This is a genomic window from Clostridium sp. TF11-13AC, assembly GCF_003481065.1.
Classification (GTDB): Bacteria; Bacillota; Clostridia; order Lachnospirales; family Lachnospiraceae; genus Otoolea; species Otoolea fessa.
The window spans coordinates 92,537-107,887 of the sequence record NZ_QUKJ01000007.1 but is presented as its reverse complement, the minus strand read 5'-3'; the positions used below and the strand labels follow the sequence as shown (position 1 = coordinate 107,887).

The window sequence follows — 15,351 nt, the reverse complement described above, 5'->3', positions numbered from 1 at the left end:
TTCGAGTCTAGTGAGAACTTATACCTGACCACTTAATGAGGTCTTTCACGAATTTAGTGGTCACGGTATCATGTGAACACCATTTAAATTAAGAGGATTACCACAACATGAATGAAAAAGCATTAAAAACTCTCGAATATACAAAGATCATCGACCAGCTCACGGAGTACGCCTCCACAGAGATGGGAAAACAGATGTGCCGGGAACTGCAGCCGTCCTGTGATCTGGGGACGATCCGGCAGAGCCAGACGGAGACGACCGATGCCCTGACGCGCGTCCGCATGAAGGGAAGTCTCTCCTTCGGCGGCGTGAAGGATGTGCGTGGTTCCATGAAACGTCTAGAAATCGGAAGTTCCCTGGGGATCCCGGAGCTTCTCGCTGTCAGCTCCCTGCTGACAGTCGCTGCCCGCGCGCAGAGCTACGGACGCCATGAGAAATCCGAAGAATTTCCAGATGATTCCCTTGATGAGCGCTTCCGCGCCCTGGATCCGCTGACGCCGGTCAACAATGAGATCAAGCGCTGCCTGCCATCCGAGGATGAGGTCAGCGATGACGCAAGTCCGGGACTTGCCAAAGTGCGCCGCTCCATGAAGATCGTGGGCGGACGCGTCCATACCCAGTTAAATTCTATTTTAAATTCCAGCCGGACCTATTTACAGGATGCCGTCATCACAATGCGCGACGGGCGCTATTGCCTGCCGGTCAAGGCTGAGTATAAATCCCAGGTCCCAGGCATGGTGCACGACCAGTCCTCGACCGGTTCGACTGTATTTATCGAGCCGCTCGCGATCGTCAAGCTGAACAACGAACTGCGCGAGCTGGAAATCCAGGAAAAACGGGAAATTGAGTTCGTTCTGGCAGCTCTTTCCAGCCAGCTTATGCCTTACACCGACGCGATCCTCTCGGATCTTTCGATTCTGGCAGAGCTCGATTTCATTTTCGCAAAGGCAGCTCTTTCCCGCCACTATAACTGCGTGGAACCGAAATTTAACAACAAACGGTATATCAATATCAAGGACGGACGCCATCCGCTCTTAAATCCGAAACAGGTCGTTCCGATCAACATCTGGGTTGGCGATTCGTTTGACCTTCTGATTGTGACGGGTCCAAACACGGGTGGTAAAACCGTTTCTTTAAAAACCGTCGGACTCTTTACCCTGATGGGGCAGTCAGGACTCCATATCCCGGCATTTGAAGGATCCGAGCTGGCTGTTTTTGACAATGTATTTGCCGACATTGGCGATGAGCAGAGCATCGAGCAGAATCTGAGTACATTCTCCGCCCATATGACGAATATCGTTTCGATTTTAAATGAGGCGGACGCCAATTCGCTCTGTCTCTTCGATGAGCTCTGTTCCGGTACCGACCCGACCGAGGGCGCGGCGCTGGCGATTGCGGTTTTAAATTTCCTGCACAACATGACCTGCCGGACGATCGCAACCACGCATTACAGCGAATTAAAAGTCTTTGCGCTGACCGCGCCAGGCGTTGAAAATGCCTGCTGCGAGTTCAACGTCGAGACTCTCCGCCCGACCTACCGCCTGCTCATCGGTATTCCAGGAAAAAGTAATGCATTTGCCATTTCCCGCAAGCTGGGGCTGCCGGATTATATCATCGACGAGGCGAAAAACCAGATGGAGCAGAAGGACGAATCCTTCGAGGATCTGCTTGCCAATCTGGAAAACAGCCGCGTGACCATTGAAAAAGAGCGCGAAGAGATCGCCTCCTATAAACAGGAGATTGAAACGCTGAAGAACCGCCTCCAGCAGAAGGAAGAACGTTTCTCCGAGCAGAAGGAAAAAATGCTTTCCAAAGCCCGCGAGGAAGCTCAGAAGATCCTTCAGGATGCAAAGGACACCGCCGATCAGACGATCCGCAACATCAACAAGCTTGCCAAGTCTTCCGGCGTCAATAAAGAACTGGAAGCCGAGCGGACCAAGCTGCGCGGCAAGATCCAGGATGTAGACAAGAAACTGGCAGTTAAGAAAACCGCCGCACCGAAAAAAGCCGTTTCCGCGAAAAAGCTGCGTCTCGGCGATACCGTGCGCGTTCTCTCGATGAATTTAAAGGGAACCGTCAGCTCCCTGCCGAACGCCAAGGGCGATCTGTATGTACAGATGGGAATTCTGCGCTCCCTCGTCAATATCCGAGATCTGGAAATGGTCGAGGAAGCATCCATCACCGGACCGGGACTTTCCGGCACGCATACGGGCGGTTCCCGCGGATCCGGAAGCGGAAGCAGCAAGATCAAGATGTCCAAGTCCTTCAGCGTATCGCCGGAGGTCAACCTGATTGGCATGACCGTCGATGAGGCGATCCCGGTACTCGACAAATACCTGGATGATGCCTACCTGGCGCATCTTCCGCAGGTCCGCGTCGTACATGGTCGTGGAACCGGCGCTTTGAAAGCGGGCGTACACCGCCACTTGAAGAAATTAAGCTATGTCAAGGAATACCGGCTTGGCGAATTTGGCGAAGGCGATACAGGCGTTACAATCGTGACATTTAAATAAGAAATATCCATAACTGTGAAGGTACTGAACAGTTACAAATATCCAAAAAAACAGGAGGAATCAACATGGCTGAAAAGCAGCGCATTCTCATCGTAGATGACGACTACAACATTGCTGAACTAATCTCACTTTACCTGACGAAAGAATGTTTTGAAACGAAAATTGTCGGAGACGGGGAAGAAGCTCTCCGGGTATTTCCCGAATTTCAGCCCAACCTGATTCTCCTTGATCTGATGCTTCCGGGCATCGACGGCTATCAGGTCTGCCGGGAACTGCGAAGCACCTCCCAGGTGCCAATCATCATGCTCTCCGCCAAGGGCGAAATCTTTGATAAGGTGCTGGGGCTGGAGCTGGGCGCCGATGACTACATGATCAAACCATTCGATTCGAAAGAGCTGGTTGCCAGAGTCAAAGCCGTTCTGCGGCGCTACCAGCTGCCGGTGCAGATGCCTGCATCGTCCGTGACCGAACAGCATGGCAATTTTGTCGAATATCCGGATCTCATCGTCAACCTGACGAACTACTCCGTCATTTACAACGGACACTCGATCGAGCTGCCGCCGAAGGAACTGGAACTGCTCTATTTCCTCGCGTCCTCACCAAACCAGGTATTCACAAGGGAGCAGCTTCTCGACCATATCTGGGGATATGAATACATCGGCGACACGCGGACGGTAGATGTCCATATCAAGCGGCTCCGTGAAAAAATCAAGGGCAACGACAAGTGGGCGCTGACGACCGTCTGGGGGATTGGATATAAATTTGAGGTAAAACGGTAACTGTTAGTAAAGGAACTGAACTGTTACGTGAAGAGGTAACCGGAGGTTTACCATGAAATCAAACCACTACACACATTCTCTTTATTATAAACTGCTGATCGGCTATCTCATCTTCGGTCTGCTTGGATTCATCACGATCGCGACCATCTCATCTGAGATGACCTACCACCATCTGGTGGAACGCGAATCGGAGGTTCTGTATGACGAGGCGACCATGATTGCCGATCGGTGCAGCAAAGCCTACGAGGGCAAAACCATCAATCTCGACTCGGCATACCCACAGCTCGAGGCGGTTTCCGCCTATCTGCAATCGGATATCTGGATCCTGAACCATGAGGGCACCATCGTTGCGGACAGCAGCGACAGTCGTACCGGCATCGCAATCGACGATTTCGACCCGACCGCACAGGGCAACCGGCTCTATTCCATCGGACAGTATTACAACCTGTTTGACAGCAAAGTACTCTCCGTTTCCGCCCCGATCACAGGCAATATGAAGACCTACGGCTACATCGTGATTCATATGCCAATCCAGAACATTGAGGCGGAACAGAACGGATTTCTAAATATTATTTACATAACATCGATCATCCTGTTCTTCCTATCCCTGGTGGTGCTTCTTGTTTTTACAAAAGTGGTCTATTTCCCGCTCAAAAAGATTACGGTCGCAGCCAATGAATATGCAGCCGGAAACCTGGCACACAATATCCCGATTACCACCCACGACGAGATCGGCTATCTCGCCAGCACATTAAACTATATGTCCAGCGAGTTAAATGAAATGGAACAGTACCAGCACAATTTCATCGCGAACGTATCGCACGATTTCCGCTCGCCGCTGACCTCCATCAAGGGCTATCTCGAGGCGATTCTCGACGGCACAATCCCGCAGGAACTCTATCATAAATACCTGCACATCGTCATTTCCGAAACCGAACGCCTTAACAAACTGACACAGGGCATGCTGACACTCAACTCCCTGGACAGCAAAGGCTACTTAACCCGGACAAATTTCGATATCAACCGGACGATCAAGGATACCGCCGCAACCTTCGAGGGCACGTGCAGCGCGAAAGGCATCACGTTTGACCTGACCTTTGCGGATAGCATCCAGATGGTTTACGCTGATCTCGGAAAAATCCAGCAGGTTCTCTACAACCTGATCGACAACGCGATCAAATTCAGCCACGAGGATTCGATCATTTACATCCAGACCTCCATCCGGTATGAAAAAATCTTCATTTCCGTCAAAGACACCGGCATCGGCATCCCGAAGGACAGCCAGAAGAAAATCTTTGAACGTTTCTACAAGACCGACTTATCGCGCGGAAAAGATAAAAAGGGCACCGGGCTGGGGCTTGCGATTGTCAAAGAGATTATTCAGGCACATGGGGAAAATATCGACGTTGTCAGCACCGAGGGCGTGGGGACGGAATTTATTTTCAGTCTGCCGAAGGCGACGGCGCTATAGCAAATTGAAACTGTCCAATCCCTTCGCAATTACAGCAAATCTTCCATCTGGCATCCCAGTGACCGTGCAAGCGCACGCACGGTTTCTGCGGATGCTTTTTGAATCTTCTTTTTTCCCTGTTCATACTGCTGAATACTCCGCAGCGTAACCCCCGATTGCTCTGAAAGATCCTTTTGGGTATATCCCGCCATCTTCCGGATCCGCCGCAACGCGTTTTTCCCCTGCTCTTTTCTTCGAATGATTCTGTCTGCCGCCTCAACAAATTTATCCTCCGGAGCTTCATGAAGTGCCGGATACATTTCCACAACCTCCCGGACCGGAAGCCCTGCTTCAATTTCCTTAAATTTCTTCTCACTGTACCACTGATAATACGCCAGTATCCAGCCACTCCAATACTCTCTGGAACAGGTAAATTCTACCTGCGGTTCCGGCAGTTCGTCCTTTTTTCCCGCTTTTCGAAGCACTTCCTCCGCAAGCTCCGTTCCAGAAAAGCCGCTCACTACTCTTGGTACACCTTCCCCAAATTTTTCTGCATACCCGGTTGTAAGAAACAATTTCCAAAAATCTTCCAGATCCATCCCACAGGCATTGACCGCATAATCTGTCATTTCCCCCAGATTTCTCATCGCATCATCCAGATATTCAATCCCATAAGCGCTCATCCTCAGCCGACACCTCCCCTCGAATCAAATCCCGCATATAAATACCGTCGATATCATCCTCTTCCACCTTTTTCCGGTATGCATTTCTAGCTTGCTCATCCCTGGCTCTTCGTTTTACATAATATTCCACTGAATCTACTCCTTCATAAGAAAGAAAGTGTATCGCCTGAAATGCCTTCTGACTCTTTAATACATACTGCTCTCCCAATTTTCCCAGCCGCATCGCATACGAAAGCTGCTCTAACGATATTTCATTATTTACAAACGCCCTTGCAAATGAAAAATACGAATCATCCGCCCGGTACCCAATCACCACATCATATCCGTCCACATCCGGGAGGAAATGTTCCAGCAGCCACTCTCTTCCCCGTTTCATGACCGCCGAAGAAAGGCGGATTTTCCGGTATTTCATCAAAATCGCCAGCCAATGAAGAACGCTGTAGTGCTTCTCCATCAAATTTAAAATCAAAAGACCGGTTTCATCCATTTCATACTGATTCACATAGCCGTCCTCCCGCTCGGCGCACGACCACTCCTTCGCCAGCTCCAGACTCTCCGTACAATAAAAGCCCTGTCCGTAGTCATTATAGACCTTTCCCTGACCATACATAGGAGTAGAAATAATTTCCAAGGAACCGTGATATAAAATTTTTCTCATTCTGAGGAACCTCCTTATCTATTATGGGAGCAAGTAGAAACATGTGGTATATAAAAAATAGATTCGTTTTAATGAAAATAACTCTATAGAGATATTTTTATTAATATTATATCTCTATAGAGTTATTTAATCAATTTTTATTTCAGATCTTAAAAAGATATGCCACCTTACAGTACGCACCTTACACAAACTGTAACTGTCCTTTCACGATGTTTCGAATTACACCTACCGCGCCTCTTCCCCCGGAAAATGCGCGTCGGACCGCTTCAGAATCTCCCGGGCAGTCTTTGTCTTTCCAAGACCACCAAAGGTACAACGCAGTTCCAGCGGCAGCGACAGACCGATCTCATAGATCGCGCCGATCGTCTCATCCAGCGGGATCACCTTGTCGTAGCCTGCCAGAATCATATTGGCGCTGGCGAGCGCATTGCTTCCGCCCATGATATTTTTGCCGAGGCACGGCCATTCAACACGGTTTCCAACCGGATCGCAGGCAAGTCCTGTGATGTTCTGGAGTCCTACAGACGCCGCATCCATACAATTTTCGATGGTTCCGCCCATCATCGCCGTGAGTGCCGCCGCTGCCATACCAGAACCGGCACCGCACTCTACCTGACATCCTGCTACTTCCGCCGAAAACGTCGCTTCCTCTGCGAAAAAGACACCGACCAGACCCGCAACCAGAAGCCCCTGTACTACCGTTTCTCTCGGAAGTGACAGCGCCCGCGCCAGTCCGATGACCGTTCCCGGCAGGCATCCGCAGGAACCACAGGTCGGTGCCGCTACGATCACGCCCATGGAGCTCTTGCTTTCCATCACCGCCGTGATACAGCGGATGATCTCATTAACAATCGGATCCGGAATCAGGCGTCCTGCCTGCTCGGCTGCTGCCACCTTGCTGACCTGCTCGCCCAGAATACGGTCCTGATATTTCGTCCCGGCTAATCCCGTCTCAACCGCCTGTTCCATGACCGACAGAATCTGTTCCATCTGATGGTAAACCGCTTTCTTCGACTGACCGCCCCGACAGGCCTCATATTCCAACGCATACTCCCAGGAATCCATCGGATGCTCTTTCGCATAATCAACCAGGGCAGCTGCCGTCGAAAATGGAACCTGACACGTACTGCTGGAATGCGTCGGAAGCACCGGTTCAAGATAGCACGCCTGACCGACACCCGCCACACCGCGGACGGCTTGAATCACCTCTTTTGTCAGCGGAACAGCTAATTTCCAATTATATAAAATCTGACCTTCCTTCTGATCGCTCTGGAAAAATTCAACATCCGGCAAAAGTGCTTCTATCTTTTCCCTAATTCCCGGTGCCACCTCCGCAATCACCAGAAGCTCATAGAAATCTCCGGCTATCTGCACCGAAAATTCCTCGTATTTCTGCATCTCGACCATACCGCCGCCGACTGCGATCGCCTCCCAATGCACGACATTTCCATTCTGGTCCCAGACCTCTGCCCGGTAATTGCCCGGATGCTCTGCCCCATAATCAAGGATCCGGTATTCGATCTCCAATCCCCGTTCTTTCGCAATCGCCTCATACTGTGCGACATCCGGCGCATCCAGCTCCATATTCAAAAGCCCGCTGGCAAATCCCATATCCGTTCCGTGTCCCGTGTGCGATGCCGCCAGCGCACCATTGACATCAAAATCAACAATCGCTTTTTTCACCGGTGCATCCAGAGATTGCCGGATCATGGAGGCGATCCGCGCCGCCCCCGCCACATGGGAACTGGAAGGTCCGCGCATCACCGGACCGAGTACATCATTGAAGATACTGCAGGGTAGTTTTTCCATGGTTTGTCCTCCTTTTTGTATCAATCATTCCATGTTTTTTATTCATCATTTTTGATTCGTGTTTTTGTAAAGGAAAAGGGAACGTCCAACTTCAACGTCCCCTCTCGTTTCTATCGTCCCATTAAAATAAATGGAATTCTGGATACTACCGGAACATTCGTAATAATCGCTAATGCTGCCAGCATCGCTACTAGGAATGGTATTGCATTTCGAACCGTATCTCCAAATTTACATCTTGCAATATTGGTTGCCGTGTATAAGCAGACACCTACCGGCGGAGTTGCCAGACCGATGGTCAGGTTCAGGCAGACAATCATACCAGTCTGAATCGGGTCAACGCCCAGGCTTGCCATCGCCGGTGCCAGAATCGGCGCTACCAGCATGATTGCCGGAGCACTATCCATAAACATACCAACAACCAGAAGAACCAGATTGACCAGTAACAGTTTCACTGCTAAAGAAGTATGAAGACCAACCAGCATATTCGTTACAGAAACTGCCCATCTCTCATTGGAGATAACCCATCCAAACAGATAGCAGCCGCCGACAATCAGCATAACCGTACCACTGTCGATCGCGCTGTCGATAATCGATTTCCAGAGCTCTTTCCAGCCAACGGTCCGGTATACAAATGCCGACAAAATCAGGGAATAAAGAACCGCTGCCGCCGCTGCCTCGGTCGGAGTAAAGAAACCACCCATGATACCGCCAACAACGATGATCGGAAGTCCGATACATGGAAGTGCCTGTCTGGTTGCTTCCCATTTTTCCTTCCAGCTTGTCTTAGGACCTGCTGAAAAATCACGTTTCACTGCAAATACATAAACAACCAGCATCATGATAATACCCATCAGGATACCCGGTACTACTCCGGCGATAAACATATCGCCAACGGATACCTTCGCTGCCGCACCGTAAATAACGAATGCCAGACTCGGTGGGATAATCGGGCAGCAGCAGGATGCACACGCGGTCAGACCTGCTGTAAACGCCGGATCATACTTTTCATCCTTCATTGCCGGAATCATCAGGCATCCAACTGCCGCCGTACCAGCTACCGCCGAGCCTGAAACTGTACCAAACATCATACATACCAGGATGTCTACCATCGCCAGACCACCCTTGATATGTCCAACGAATGCCTGTGCGAAACGAACCAGACGCATGGTAATACCGCCGTGATTCATAATATTTCCTGCCAGAGCGAAGAATGGAAGACAAAGCATGGTAAAACTATTAATACCATAGATAATTCGCTGCGGAACCAACGCCAGGTTGGCATCACCGGTACTTAAAAGCGCATAGGAGACCGTCGCTACGATCAATACAAAAGCAATCGGAACGCCTAATGCAAGAAACAAGAAAAAGCTTCCAAATAAAATTATACTGCTGAACATATTGACCTCCTACTCTTCATCCCCCGGAAGAGGAATCTTTTTCGCTTCCCCGTAACATATATTTTCAAGAAGCTGCACAAATGTATAATAAATCATAATGAGACCGCTGACCGGAAGGGCTGCATAAAAGAGCGCCAGCGAAACCTTGATCGTCGTTCCCAGATGTGGAATCTGTGCAACTGTATAGTTCCAACCTGAAATTGTAAATAAAACAAGTGCAAATAATAAAATCACATCCGCCAGAACCAGCATAAACTGACGTGTTTTTCCATGGCACAAGTTAATTACCATGTCAACACCGATATGAAGCAGATGACGGCTTGCTACGGCACTGCCAAGCATCGTGGTCCAAACGAAGATATAACAGGAGAACTCCGTTGCCCATGGCATCGTAGCTCCAAACCATCGCAAAATAAACTGGCCGATTACCGCGATACATAAAGCAATTGACGTAACCCCTAATGCAACTCTGGCAACCGTATTGATCACGTCGCCAATCTTGTGAAGTTTTTCAATCAATCCTGCCATTTTTCTCCCCTCTTTGTAAATGTACTCCCGAAAACAGGCTCCGGGAGTACATGATAGTTCAAAAATTATTGTACTTTATTTCGCTGCGCGAACCATCTCAACCAGACCTTCCCAGGTCGGATGTGCCGCGTACATTTTATCATATACCGGAGCAACTTTTTCTTTCCATGCATCAATATCAGTCGGACGTGTTACGGTATAACCTTTTTCTTCATACTCAGCAATCTTTGCCTCGTCATTTTCCAGGAACCAAGCTCTCTGCTCTTCGCCTGCTTTTATAGCTGACTCTTTCACGAGTTTCTGGTCTTCTTCGCTTAAACCCTCATACCATTTTGAAGAAGCAACAATGATACCGCTGGAATAGTAATGATGAATATCGCAGATATTATTAACAACCTCAATATAACCATCTGCTACTGCATATAATGCACTATTGTCTGTTCCATCTACAACGCCATTCTGAAGTCCTGTGAACTGCTCACCAGATGCCAATGCAACCGGTGTAGCACCAAGTGCTTCGTAGGTTGCCACGCAAACTTCATTCTGCATGGTTCTCATACGAACGCCCTTCATATCATCTACGGTATTAATTGTCTTATCTTTAGTCAGGATATTTCTCCAGCCATCCTCATGGAAACCAAGTCCTGTAATTCCATCAACCGCGCTTAACTGTTCCAGAAGGGAATTGCCAAATTCTCCCTCCAGCGCTTTATTGACATTATCCTCATCCTCAAACAGGAATGGAAGCTCAAAAATGCCTAAATCTGGTACAAATCCGCCCAGTGCACCAGTTCCTACCCAGCCGATTTCCAGGTTATTATTCTGAACCATCTCAACACACTCAACCTCGTCGGTTGTCATATCGCCTGCATAAACCTCTACTTTAATCCGTCCGTTGCTGCCCTCCTCGACCAGCTTTTTAAAAGCATTCGCACCGTAATCATACGGAGAACCGGTTCCACATACATGTGCTACACGGATCGTCATCTCCGCTCCGGAAGTATCTACGCTGGAACCACTATCTGCTGCTTCGGTTCCGGCTGCAGATGCGGATGAAGAAGAATTTCCGCCTGAACACCCCGCCATTGCCATCGCTCCGATTACCAATGCCATCGTACCGCAAAGCCATCTCTTTTTCATAAAGTATCCTCCTTTGTACTGTTTTTATGTGAACTCCCGAGGTACTTCTTTCCCTCAGAAGTACCTCCCTGTACCTTTAAACTCTTATTTTGTTTCTATCAATTTAGCCTAATAAGAAACCTTCCGGGAATGGATCGTCCGGATCGAATAACCATGTACTCTCTCCCATCACAAACGCCCGTCCGCTGATCTCCGGTACTACTGCCGGAATTCCTGCCACCTCTGTCTCTTCAACGATATGGCAGTGGAATAAACTTCCAATCAGGCTCTCATGCACAAACGGCTGTCCGACTGCCAGCTTTCCTTCCGCATGAAGAAGTGCCATCTTCGCTGATGTACCGGTTCCGCAAGGGCTTCGGTCAATCGCTGCCGGGGGAATGACAACTGCATTTTTTACATCCGAAACCCCTTCTGTACCCGGTTCGAAAAATTCCACATGCGTTACCTGGTTCATGATTTCCAGATACGGATGCTTGACTGTTACCTGCTCATTGATAAACTTTTTAAGATAATTTCCTTTTTCGACAATCTCTTTTGCATTTTCTTTATCCAGCTTTAAGCCCATTGCCGATGCCGGTACTAACGCAAATACATTTCCGCCGTATGCGATGTCTAACGGAATCTCACCATATCCAGGAACCTGTACCTTTACATCCCGATTCATCACAAATGCCGGGGCATTTTTAAAGGATACCCGCACCGCCTTGCCATCTTTCACCTCAATTTTCACTTTTACCAGTCCAGATGGTGTATCTAAGGTCGCATATGTATACGGTTCCTCCGCTTTTAAGAGTCCGCTTTCAATCAGTGCCGTTGAAACTCCGATCGTATCATGTCCGCACATCGGCATCCAGTTTCCAACCTCGTAATATAAAACACCAAAATCTGCCTCCGGATTGCACGGCTTGGTAACAATCGTTCCGGACATTACGTCATTTCCACGCGGTTCAAAACAAATTGCTTTTCTCATCCAGTCCTGTTCCTGCATCATATAGAGCATCTTTTCTTCCATCGTGTTCCCCGGAATTTCCGGAAATCCCGATAAAATGGTTCGGGTTGGCTCTCCCTCTGTATGTGTCTCGATACAGGTTACTGCCTTTCTCCCCTTAATCTCCTGCAAACAAAATTCATTCTTTTTTTCCATAGGCTCCTCCGTATTAAAAATTTTGTCCGTTCTCTTTCAGTTTTCTGAAATCTCGTTGTTAAAATCATATCATGATGAAAACTTTCAAAAAACATCATTTTTAATACAAAGTTTTTTGTGTTTTGGTTATTATGATGCATGACGTCAGTTAACGGTAGATACTTTCGGTTCTATCATAGTATACTTTTGGATACTTTTTCTATTTTCAAAGTTTTTCCACTTGCAATAATCATAACAACATTTTATTATGCTTTATATATTATCAGTCTATTAAAAATAGTTTAAAACAATAGTTGGACTATAGTCTAGTATTGATTCCATTTTGTTTTCACTAATTGAATACTCACGGGAAAGGAGGCATCTTCATGAGTGCTGAAAATCTTTTTACAACATCACGAATTGAAAACGTCAATCAGATCATTGCTGAACTTTACGACGATTCAATTCTTCTTGAAAAACGGATGGAGAGTTTTTTCCTGAACCTGAACAATATTGTTTTCTTTGAAAAAGCAAATTTTTTGTTTTACCAAAAGCAGGGACAGAATTACAAAACCCATTCCATCTACACCATCAACTGGAATGATGAACAGAAACGGCGGTATCAGGAAGAATACTGCCATATGGATGATGTTCTGTCGATTCTGGACTCCGACAGCAATGTAACTTTCCTGACTAACCAGCTGTTCAATCAGGAGGTTCGAAAAAATTCTCTTTATTTTCAGGAATTTCTACTTCCCATGGGGCTGCATGATTCCATTGAAACGAATTTTTCGATTCGGAACCGGGATCTGCGGGGTGTGTTTTCCATCCACCGATCCAACGATAAAAAAAATTTCCTGCCAGATGAATTAAGCCTTGTCCGGTTATTCCAGCCGCATTTCTGCAACGTATTTAAAAATTACGGGCGGGAGCTCAACATCGGACGGGCATTTCATGTACTGGAAAATTACAACTGCATCGGAATCGGCTGTTTTGACGATAAACTGAATTTTATCGGGTGCAACACAACCTACCATACATACATGGAGAATCATGGATTTGCAGATTTATCCAACAACCCCATTTCCAATTGTTTTCGCTCTCTTTGCCGTCAGCTGCTCCGTTCTGGAAGCATTACCGGACAAAATATCGAATACAAGATGGAAAACAGCCCTTTGTTTCTGGAGGTAAGCCGCTCCCATCTTAAGGAGGGACCAGACAACGACTGCTTTGTATGTCTGTTCTTCGATTTATCCTATGTGATGGATCGTACTCTTTCCCAGATCAGCCGGGATTTTTCCCTGACGAACCGAGAAGTAAATGTTTTAAGCCTTTTACTGCGCGGCTATTCCAACGATCAGATATCTTCCACCCTCTTCGTCAGCATCCCTACTGTCAAAAAGCATCTGGCTTCCATTTATTCCAAAATGGAAATCAAAAGCCAGAAGCAAATTCTGGAACGCCTTCATTTCTACGACAAATATTTTTCGCATTAATCTTGTTTAACCACGAAAAAAGGGAGTCCGCTCATCCTGCAGACTCCCTTTTTCGTGCCCCTTTTTACTCTAGCTTTCCTCCTTGCTCTTCCTGGGTTTCTCTTTTTTCGTTCTTGATCTCCCAATGAATCAAAAATGTAAGCATTGCCCGAAGGACAATGATGGCTCCCAAAATTCCAAGTTCCGACCATTCCCGTACCACAACCGTCCTGAGTACCTCGCCGCCCATCTTAAATTCCAACGCCAGCGCAATTCCCTGTGCCAGATTCAGGCGGATCAGCTGACGCTTGTTTCGTATCCACTGAACAAAGCAGGATACCGCTGTCGAAACCAGCACAATGATTCCAAACAATTCTAGCACGACCGTGCATATCTGTACCAAATTCTCTAACAACCAGTCTAATACTTTAATTACTTCTCCCATTACCCCTTCCTTTCCAGGTATTCTTCCTTTCTCGCTTGTACTAATTTTATCCATTTCCTGTAGCTCAGTAAATGCATAAACCCACTGAACCGCTACAATTTTCTTTACTATACACGCCCCATTTCAAATATGCAACTTGATTTTTATTCTGTTTTCATCTTGACAATGAAACGTGAAACTGCTACAATCCAGCTATACAAACCACATTTGATTTGTGATAAATCTATTTTTAGTATATATGTTTTATTTCATTCATAAATATTCAGGAGGTTTTGATATGTTATTTCTCAGCGAACAAGAAATGTGGCAGTCCGTCACCTTAGAGGATGTCATGGACGCGATCGAAGATGCGTATGCGATTCACAAAAGCGGCAATTATAAGATGCCGGATCGTTTTATCGCACAGCGTGATAAAAATATGATGCTCTATATGCCGTGTTTTCTGGATTCCGTCATCGGTACAAAGATGTTATCCGAATTTCCGGACAATCCCTCTCTGGGAATTCCGTATCTGAACGGACTTATGATTTTAAATAACGCAAAGACCGGTCTGCCGAAGGCGATTATGAACGGAAGTGTCCTGACCGCAATGCGGACCGGTGCGGTCGGCGGTGTCGCACTGCGCTATCTGGCTCCAGAGGATGCTGCCTCAGTTGGTCTGGTTGGCTGCGGTATGCAGGGACTACACCAGCTTCTCTATGCCTGCGAGGTGCGCCCGATCACAGATATTTATCTGTATGACGCATACGCTAAGGATCTTTCCGGCTTTATCGAGCGCTTATCGGCGCGTCTGGCATCGTTTGGAAAAAACGACATCCAGATTCATACCTGCGCGGATACCCGTGAACTGGCTGAGCACAGCCGCGTCCTGATCTCCGCCACCCAGGCGGTCGATCCGGTCTACCCGGATGATGAAGAGCTGCTTCGCGGCAAATGCTTTGTTGCCATCGGCTCCTGGCGTCCGGAACGGCGCGAACTGCCGGATGCGGTGTGGAAACTCGTCAAGAACGCGTACACCGAGCTTCCGTATGCCTGCGAGGAGAGCGGCGATCTGAAAATTCCGCTGGAAAAGGGCGTTCTGACACAGAAGCGCGTCCACTTTATCGAGGATCTGATCGAAGATACCAAGCAGGGACATCCGCATGAGCAGAACGAGACCCGCTGCTTTAAATCAGTCGGCATGGGCCTCTTTGATGTGCGGACGGCACAGCTTATCTATGAAAAAGCATTGGAAAAAGGAATTGGACAAAAACTTAATTTCTAGGAAAAATGGTTGGAATAGAAAAGGCTGTATCACCTACCGCGCGCTTCCATGCGGCAGGCAATACAGCCTTTTTCTTATTGTTATATG

Annotated in this window: 13 protein-coding genes; 5 read left to right on the top strand and 8 right to left on the bottom strand. The window is 47.7% G+C overall.

Annotation, left to right across the window (positions count from 1 at the left end):
* Positions 1-107 precede the first annotated feature (107 nt).
* The 3 genes from DXD12_RS12925 (at position 108) to DXD12_RS12915 (ending at position 4,763) form a co-directional block, all read left to right on the top strand.
* Entirely contained in the window at positions 108-2,513 is a 2,406-nt protein-coding gene (locus DXD12_RS12925) for an endonuclease MutS2 (RefSeq protein WP_117796702.1), read from the top strand.
* Positions 2,514-2,578: 65 nt separating this feature from the next.
* Positions 2,579-3,292 (top strand): response regulator transcription factor, encoded by a 714-nt coding sequence (locus DXD12_RS12920; RefSeq protein WP_107001860.1) that lies wholly within the window; start codon positions 2,579-2,581, stop codon positions 3,290-3,292.
* 52 nt (positions 3,293-3,344) lie between these two features.
* Positions 3,345-4,763 (top strand): HAMP domain-containing sensor histidine kinase, encoded by a 1,419-nt coding sequence (locus DXD12_RS12915; protein WP_107001859.1) that lies wholly within the window; start codon positions 3,345-3,347, stop codon positions 4,761-4,763.
* A 29-nt stretch (positions 4,764-4,792) separates the two neighbouring features.
* Here the strand turns inward: DXD12_RS12915 and DXD12_RS12910 are convergent, their stop codons facing one another.
* The 7 genes from DXD12_RS12910 to DXD12_RS12880 form a co-directional block, all read right to left on the bottom strand.
* Entirely contained in the window at positions 4,793-5,425 is a 633-nt protein-coding gene (locus DXD12_RS12910) for a helix-turn-helix domain-containing protein (RefSeq protein ID WP_022358806.1), read from the bottom strand.
* Complete coding sequence (locus tag DXD12_RS12905; protein ID WP_107001858.1) at positions 5,406-6,083, bottom strand: DUF3990 domain-containing protein; 678 nt, start codon at positions 6,081-6,083, stop codon at positions 5,406-5,408. The genes DXD12_RS12910 and DXD12_RS12905 overlap by 20 nt, the downstream gene beginning before the upstream one ends.
* Before the next feature lie 225 nt (positions 6,084-6,308).
* Positions 6,309-7,892 carry an L-serine ammonia-lyase, iron-sulfur-dependent, subunit alpha gene (locus DXD12_RS12900; RefSeq protein WP_118638492.1) on the bottom strand — a complete coding sequence of 528 codons (1,584 nt, stop codon included), beginning with the start codon at positions 7,890-7,892 and terminating at the stop codon, positions 6,309-6,311.
* 110 nt (positions 7,893-8,002) lie between these two features.
* Positions 8,003-9,289, bottom strand: a complete 1,287-nt coding sequence (locus DXD12_RS12895) for a TRAP transporter large permease (RefSeq protein ID WP_118469282.1) — start codon at positions 9,287-9,289, stop codon at positions 8,003-8,005.
* A gap of 9 nt (positions 9,290-9,298) precedes the next feature.
* Positions 9,299-9,817, bottom strand: a complete 519-nt coding sequence (locus tag DXD12_RS12890) for a TRAP transporter small permease (RefSeq protein ID WP_118469284.1) — start codon at positions 9,815-9,817, stop codon at positions 9,299-9,301.
* Positions 9,818-9,892: 75 nt separating this feature from the next.
* Positions 9,893-10,957, bottom strand: coding sequence for a TRAP transporter substrate-binding protein (locus tag DXD12_RS12885; RefSeq protein ID WP_022358811.1), 1,065 nt, complete (start codon positions 10,955-10,957; stop codon positions 9,893-9,895).
* 103 nt (positions 10,958-11,060) lie between these two features.
* The gene (locus tag DXD12_RS12880) at positions 11,061-12,101 is read right to left on the bottom strand and encodes a proline racemase family protein (protein ID WP_207663959.1); all 1,041 of its coding nucleotides are present in this window, start codon (positions 12,099-12,101) and stop codon (positions 11,061-11,063) included.
* Between the two features lie 365 nt (positions 12,102-12,466).
* Here DXD12_RS12880 and DXD12_RS12875 point away from each other — a divergent pair, with 365 nt between their 5' ends.
* Entirely contained in the window at positions 12,467-13,576 is a 1,110-nt protein-coding gene (locus tag DXD12_RS12875; RefSeq protein WP_118629596.1) for a helix-turn-helix transcriptional regulator, read from the top strand.
* Between the two features lie 64 nt (positions 13,577-13,640).
* Here DXD12_RS12875 and DXD12_RS12870 read toward each other — a convergent pair whose 3' ends face one another.
* Positions 13,641-14,000: a DUF1622 domain-containing protein gene (locus DXD12_RS12870; protein ID WP_118472544.1), complete on the bottom strand. Its 360-nt coding sequence runs from the start codon at positions 13,998-14,000 to the stop codon at positions 13,641-13,643.
* 277 nt (positions 14,001-14,277) lie between these two features.
* On the opposite strand from DXD12_RS12870, the gene DXD12_RS12865 reads away from it, so the two are divergent.
* Positions 14,278-15,264 (top strand): ornithine cyclodeaminase family protein, encoded by a 987-nt coding sequence (locus DXD12_RS12865; protein ID WP_118469287.1) that lies wholly within the window; start codon positions 14,278-14,280, stop codon positions 15,262-15,264.
* Positions 15,265-15,351: the final 87 nt, after the last annotated feature.

Excerpts from the sequence above, each read along its gene's own strand:
- DXD12_RS12905 (WP_107001858.1), bottom strand. The coding sequence starts at position 6,083 with ATGAGAAAAATTTTATATCACGGTTCCTTGGAAATTATTTCTACTCCT.
- DXD12_RS12920 (WP_107001860.1), top strand. The coding sequence starts at position 2,579 with ATGGCTGAAAAGCAGCGCATTCTCATCGTAGATGACGACTACAACATT.
- DXD12_RS12865 (WP_118469287.1), top strand. The coding sequence starts at position 14,278 with ATGTTATTTCTCAGCGAACAAGAAATGTGGCAGTCCGTCACCTTAGAG.
- DXD12_RS12870 (WP_118472544.1), bottom strand. The coding sequence starts at position 14,000 with ATGGGAGAAGTAATTAAAGTATTAGACTGGTTGTTAGAGAATTTGGTA.
- DXD12_RS12910 (WP_022358806.1), bottom strand. The coding sequence starts at position 5,425 with ATGAGCGCTTATGGGATTGAATATCTGGATGATGCGATGAGAAATCTG.
- DXD12_RS12915 (WP_107001859.1), top strand. The coding sequence starts at position 3,345 with ATGAAATCAAACCACTACACACATTCTCTTTATTATAAACTGCTGATC.
- DXD12_RS12875 (WP_118629596.1), top strand. The coding sequence starts at position 12,467 with ATGAGTGCTGAAAATCTTTTTACAACATCACGAATTGAAAACGTCAAT.
- DXD12_RS12890 (WP_118469284.1), bottom strand. The coding sequence starts at position 9,817 with ATGGCAGGATTGATTGAAAAACTTCACAAGATTGGCGACGTGATCAAT.
- DXD12_RS12925 (WP_117796702.1), top strand. The coding sequence starts at position 108 with ATGAATGAAAAAGCATTAAAAACTCTCGAATATACAAAGATCATCGAC.
- DXD12_RS12885 (WP_022358811.1), bottom strand. The coding sequence starts at position 10,957 with ATGAAAAAGAGATGGCTTTGCGGTACGATGGCATTGGTAATCGGAGCG.
- DXD12_RS12900 (WP_118638492.1), bottom strand. The coding sequence starts at position 7,892 with ATGGAAAAACTACCCTGCAGTATCTTCAATGATGTACTCGGTCCGGTG.
- DXD12_RS12895 (WP_118469282.1), bottom strand. The coding sequence starts at position 9,289 with ATGTTCAGCAGTATAATTTTATTTGGAAGCTTTTTCTTGTTTCTTGCA.
- DXD12_RS12880 (WP_207663959.1), bottom strand. The coding sequence starts at position 12,101 with ATGGAAAAAAAGAATGAATTTTGTTTGCAGGAGATTAAGGGGAGAAAG.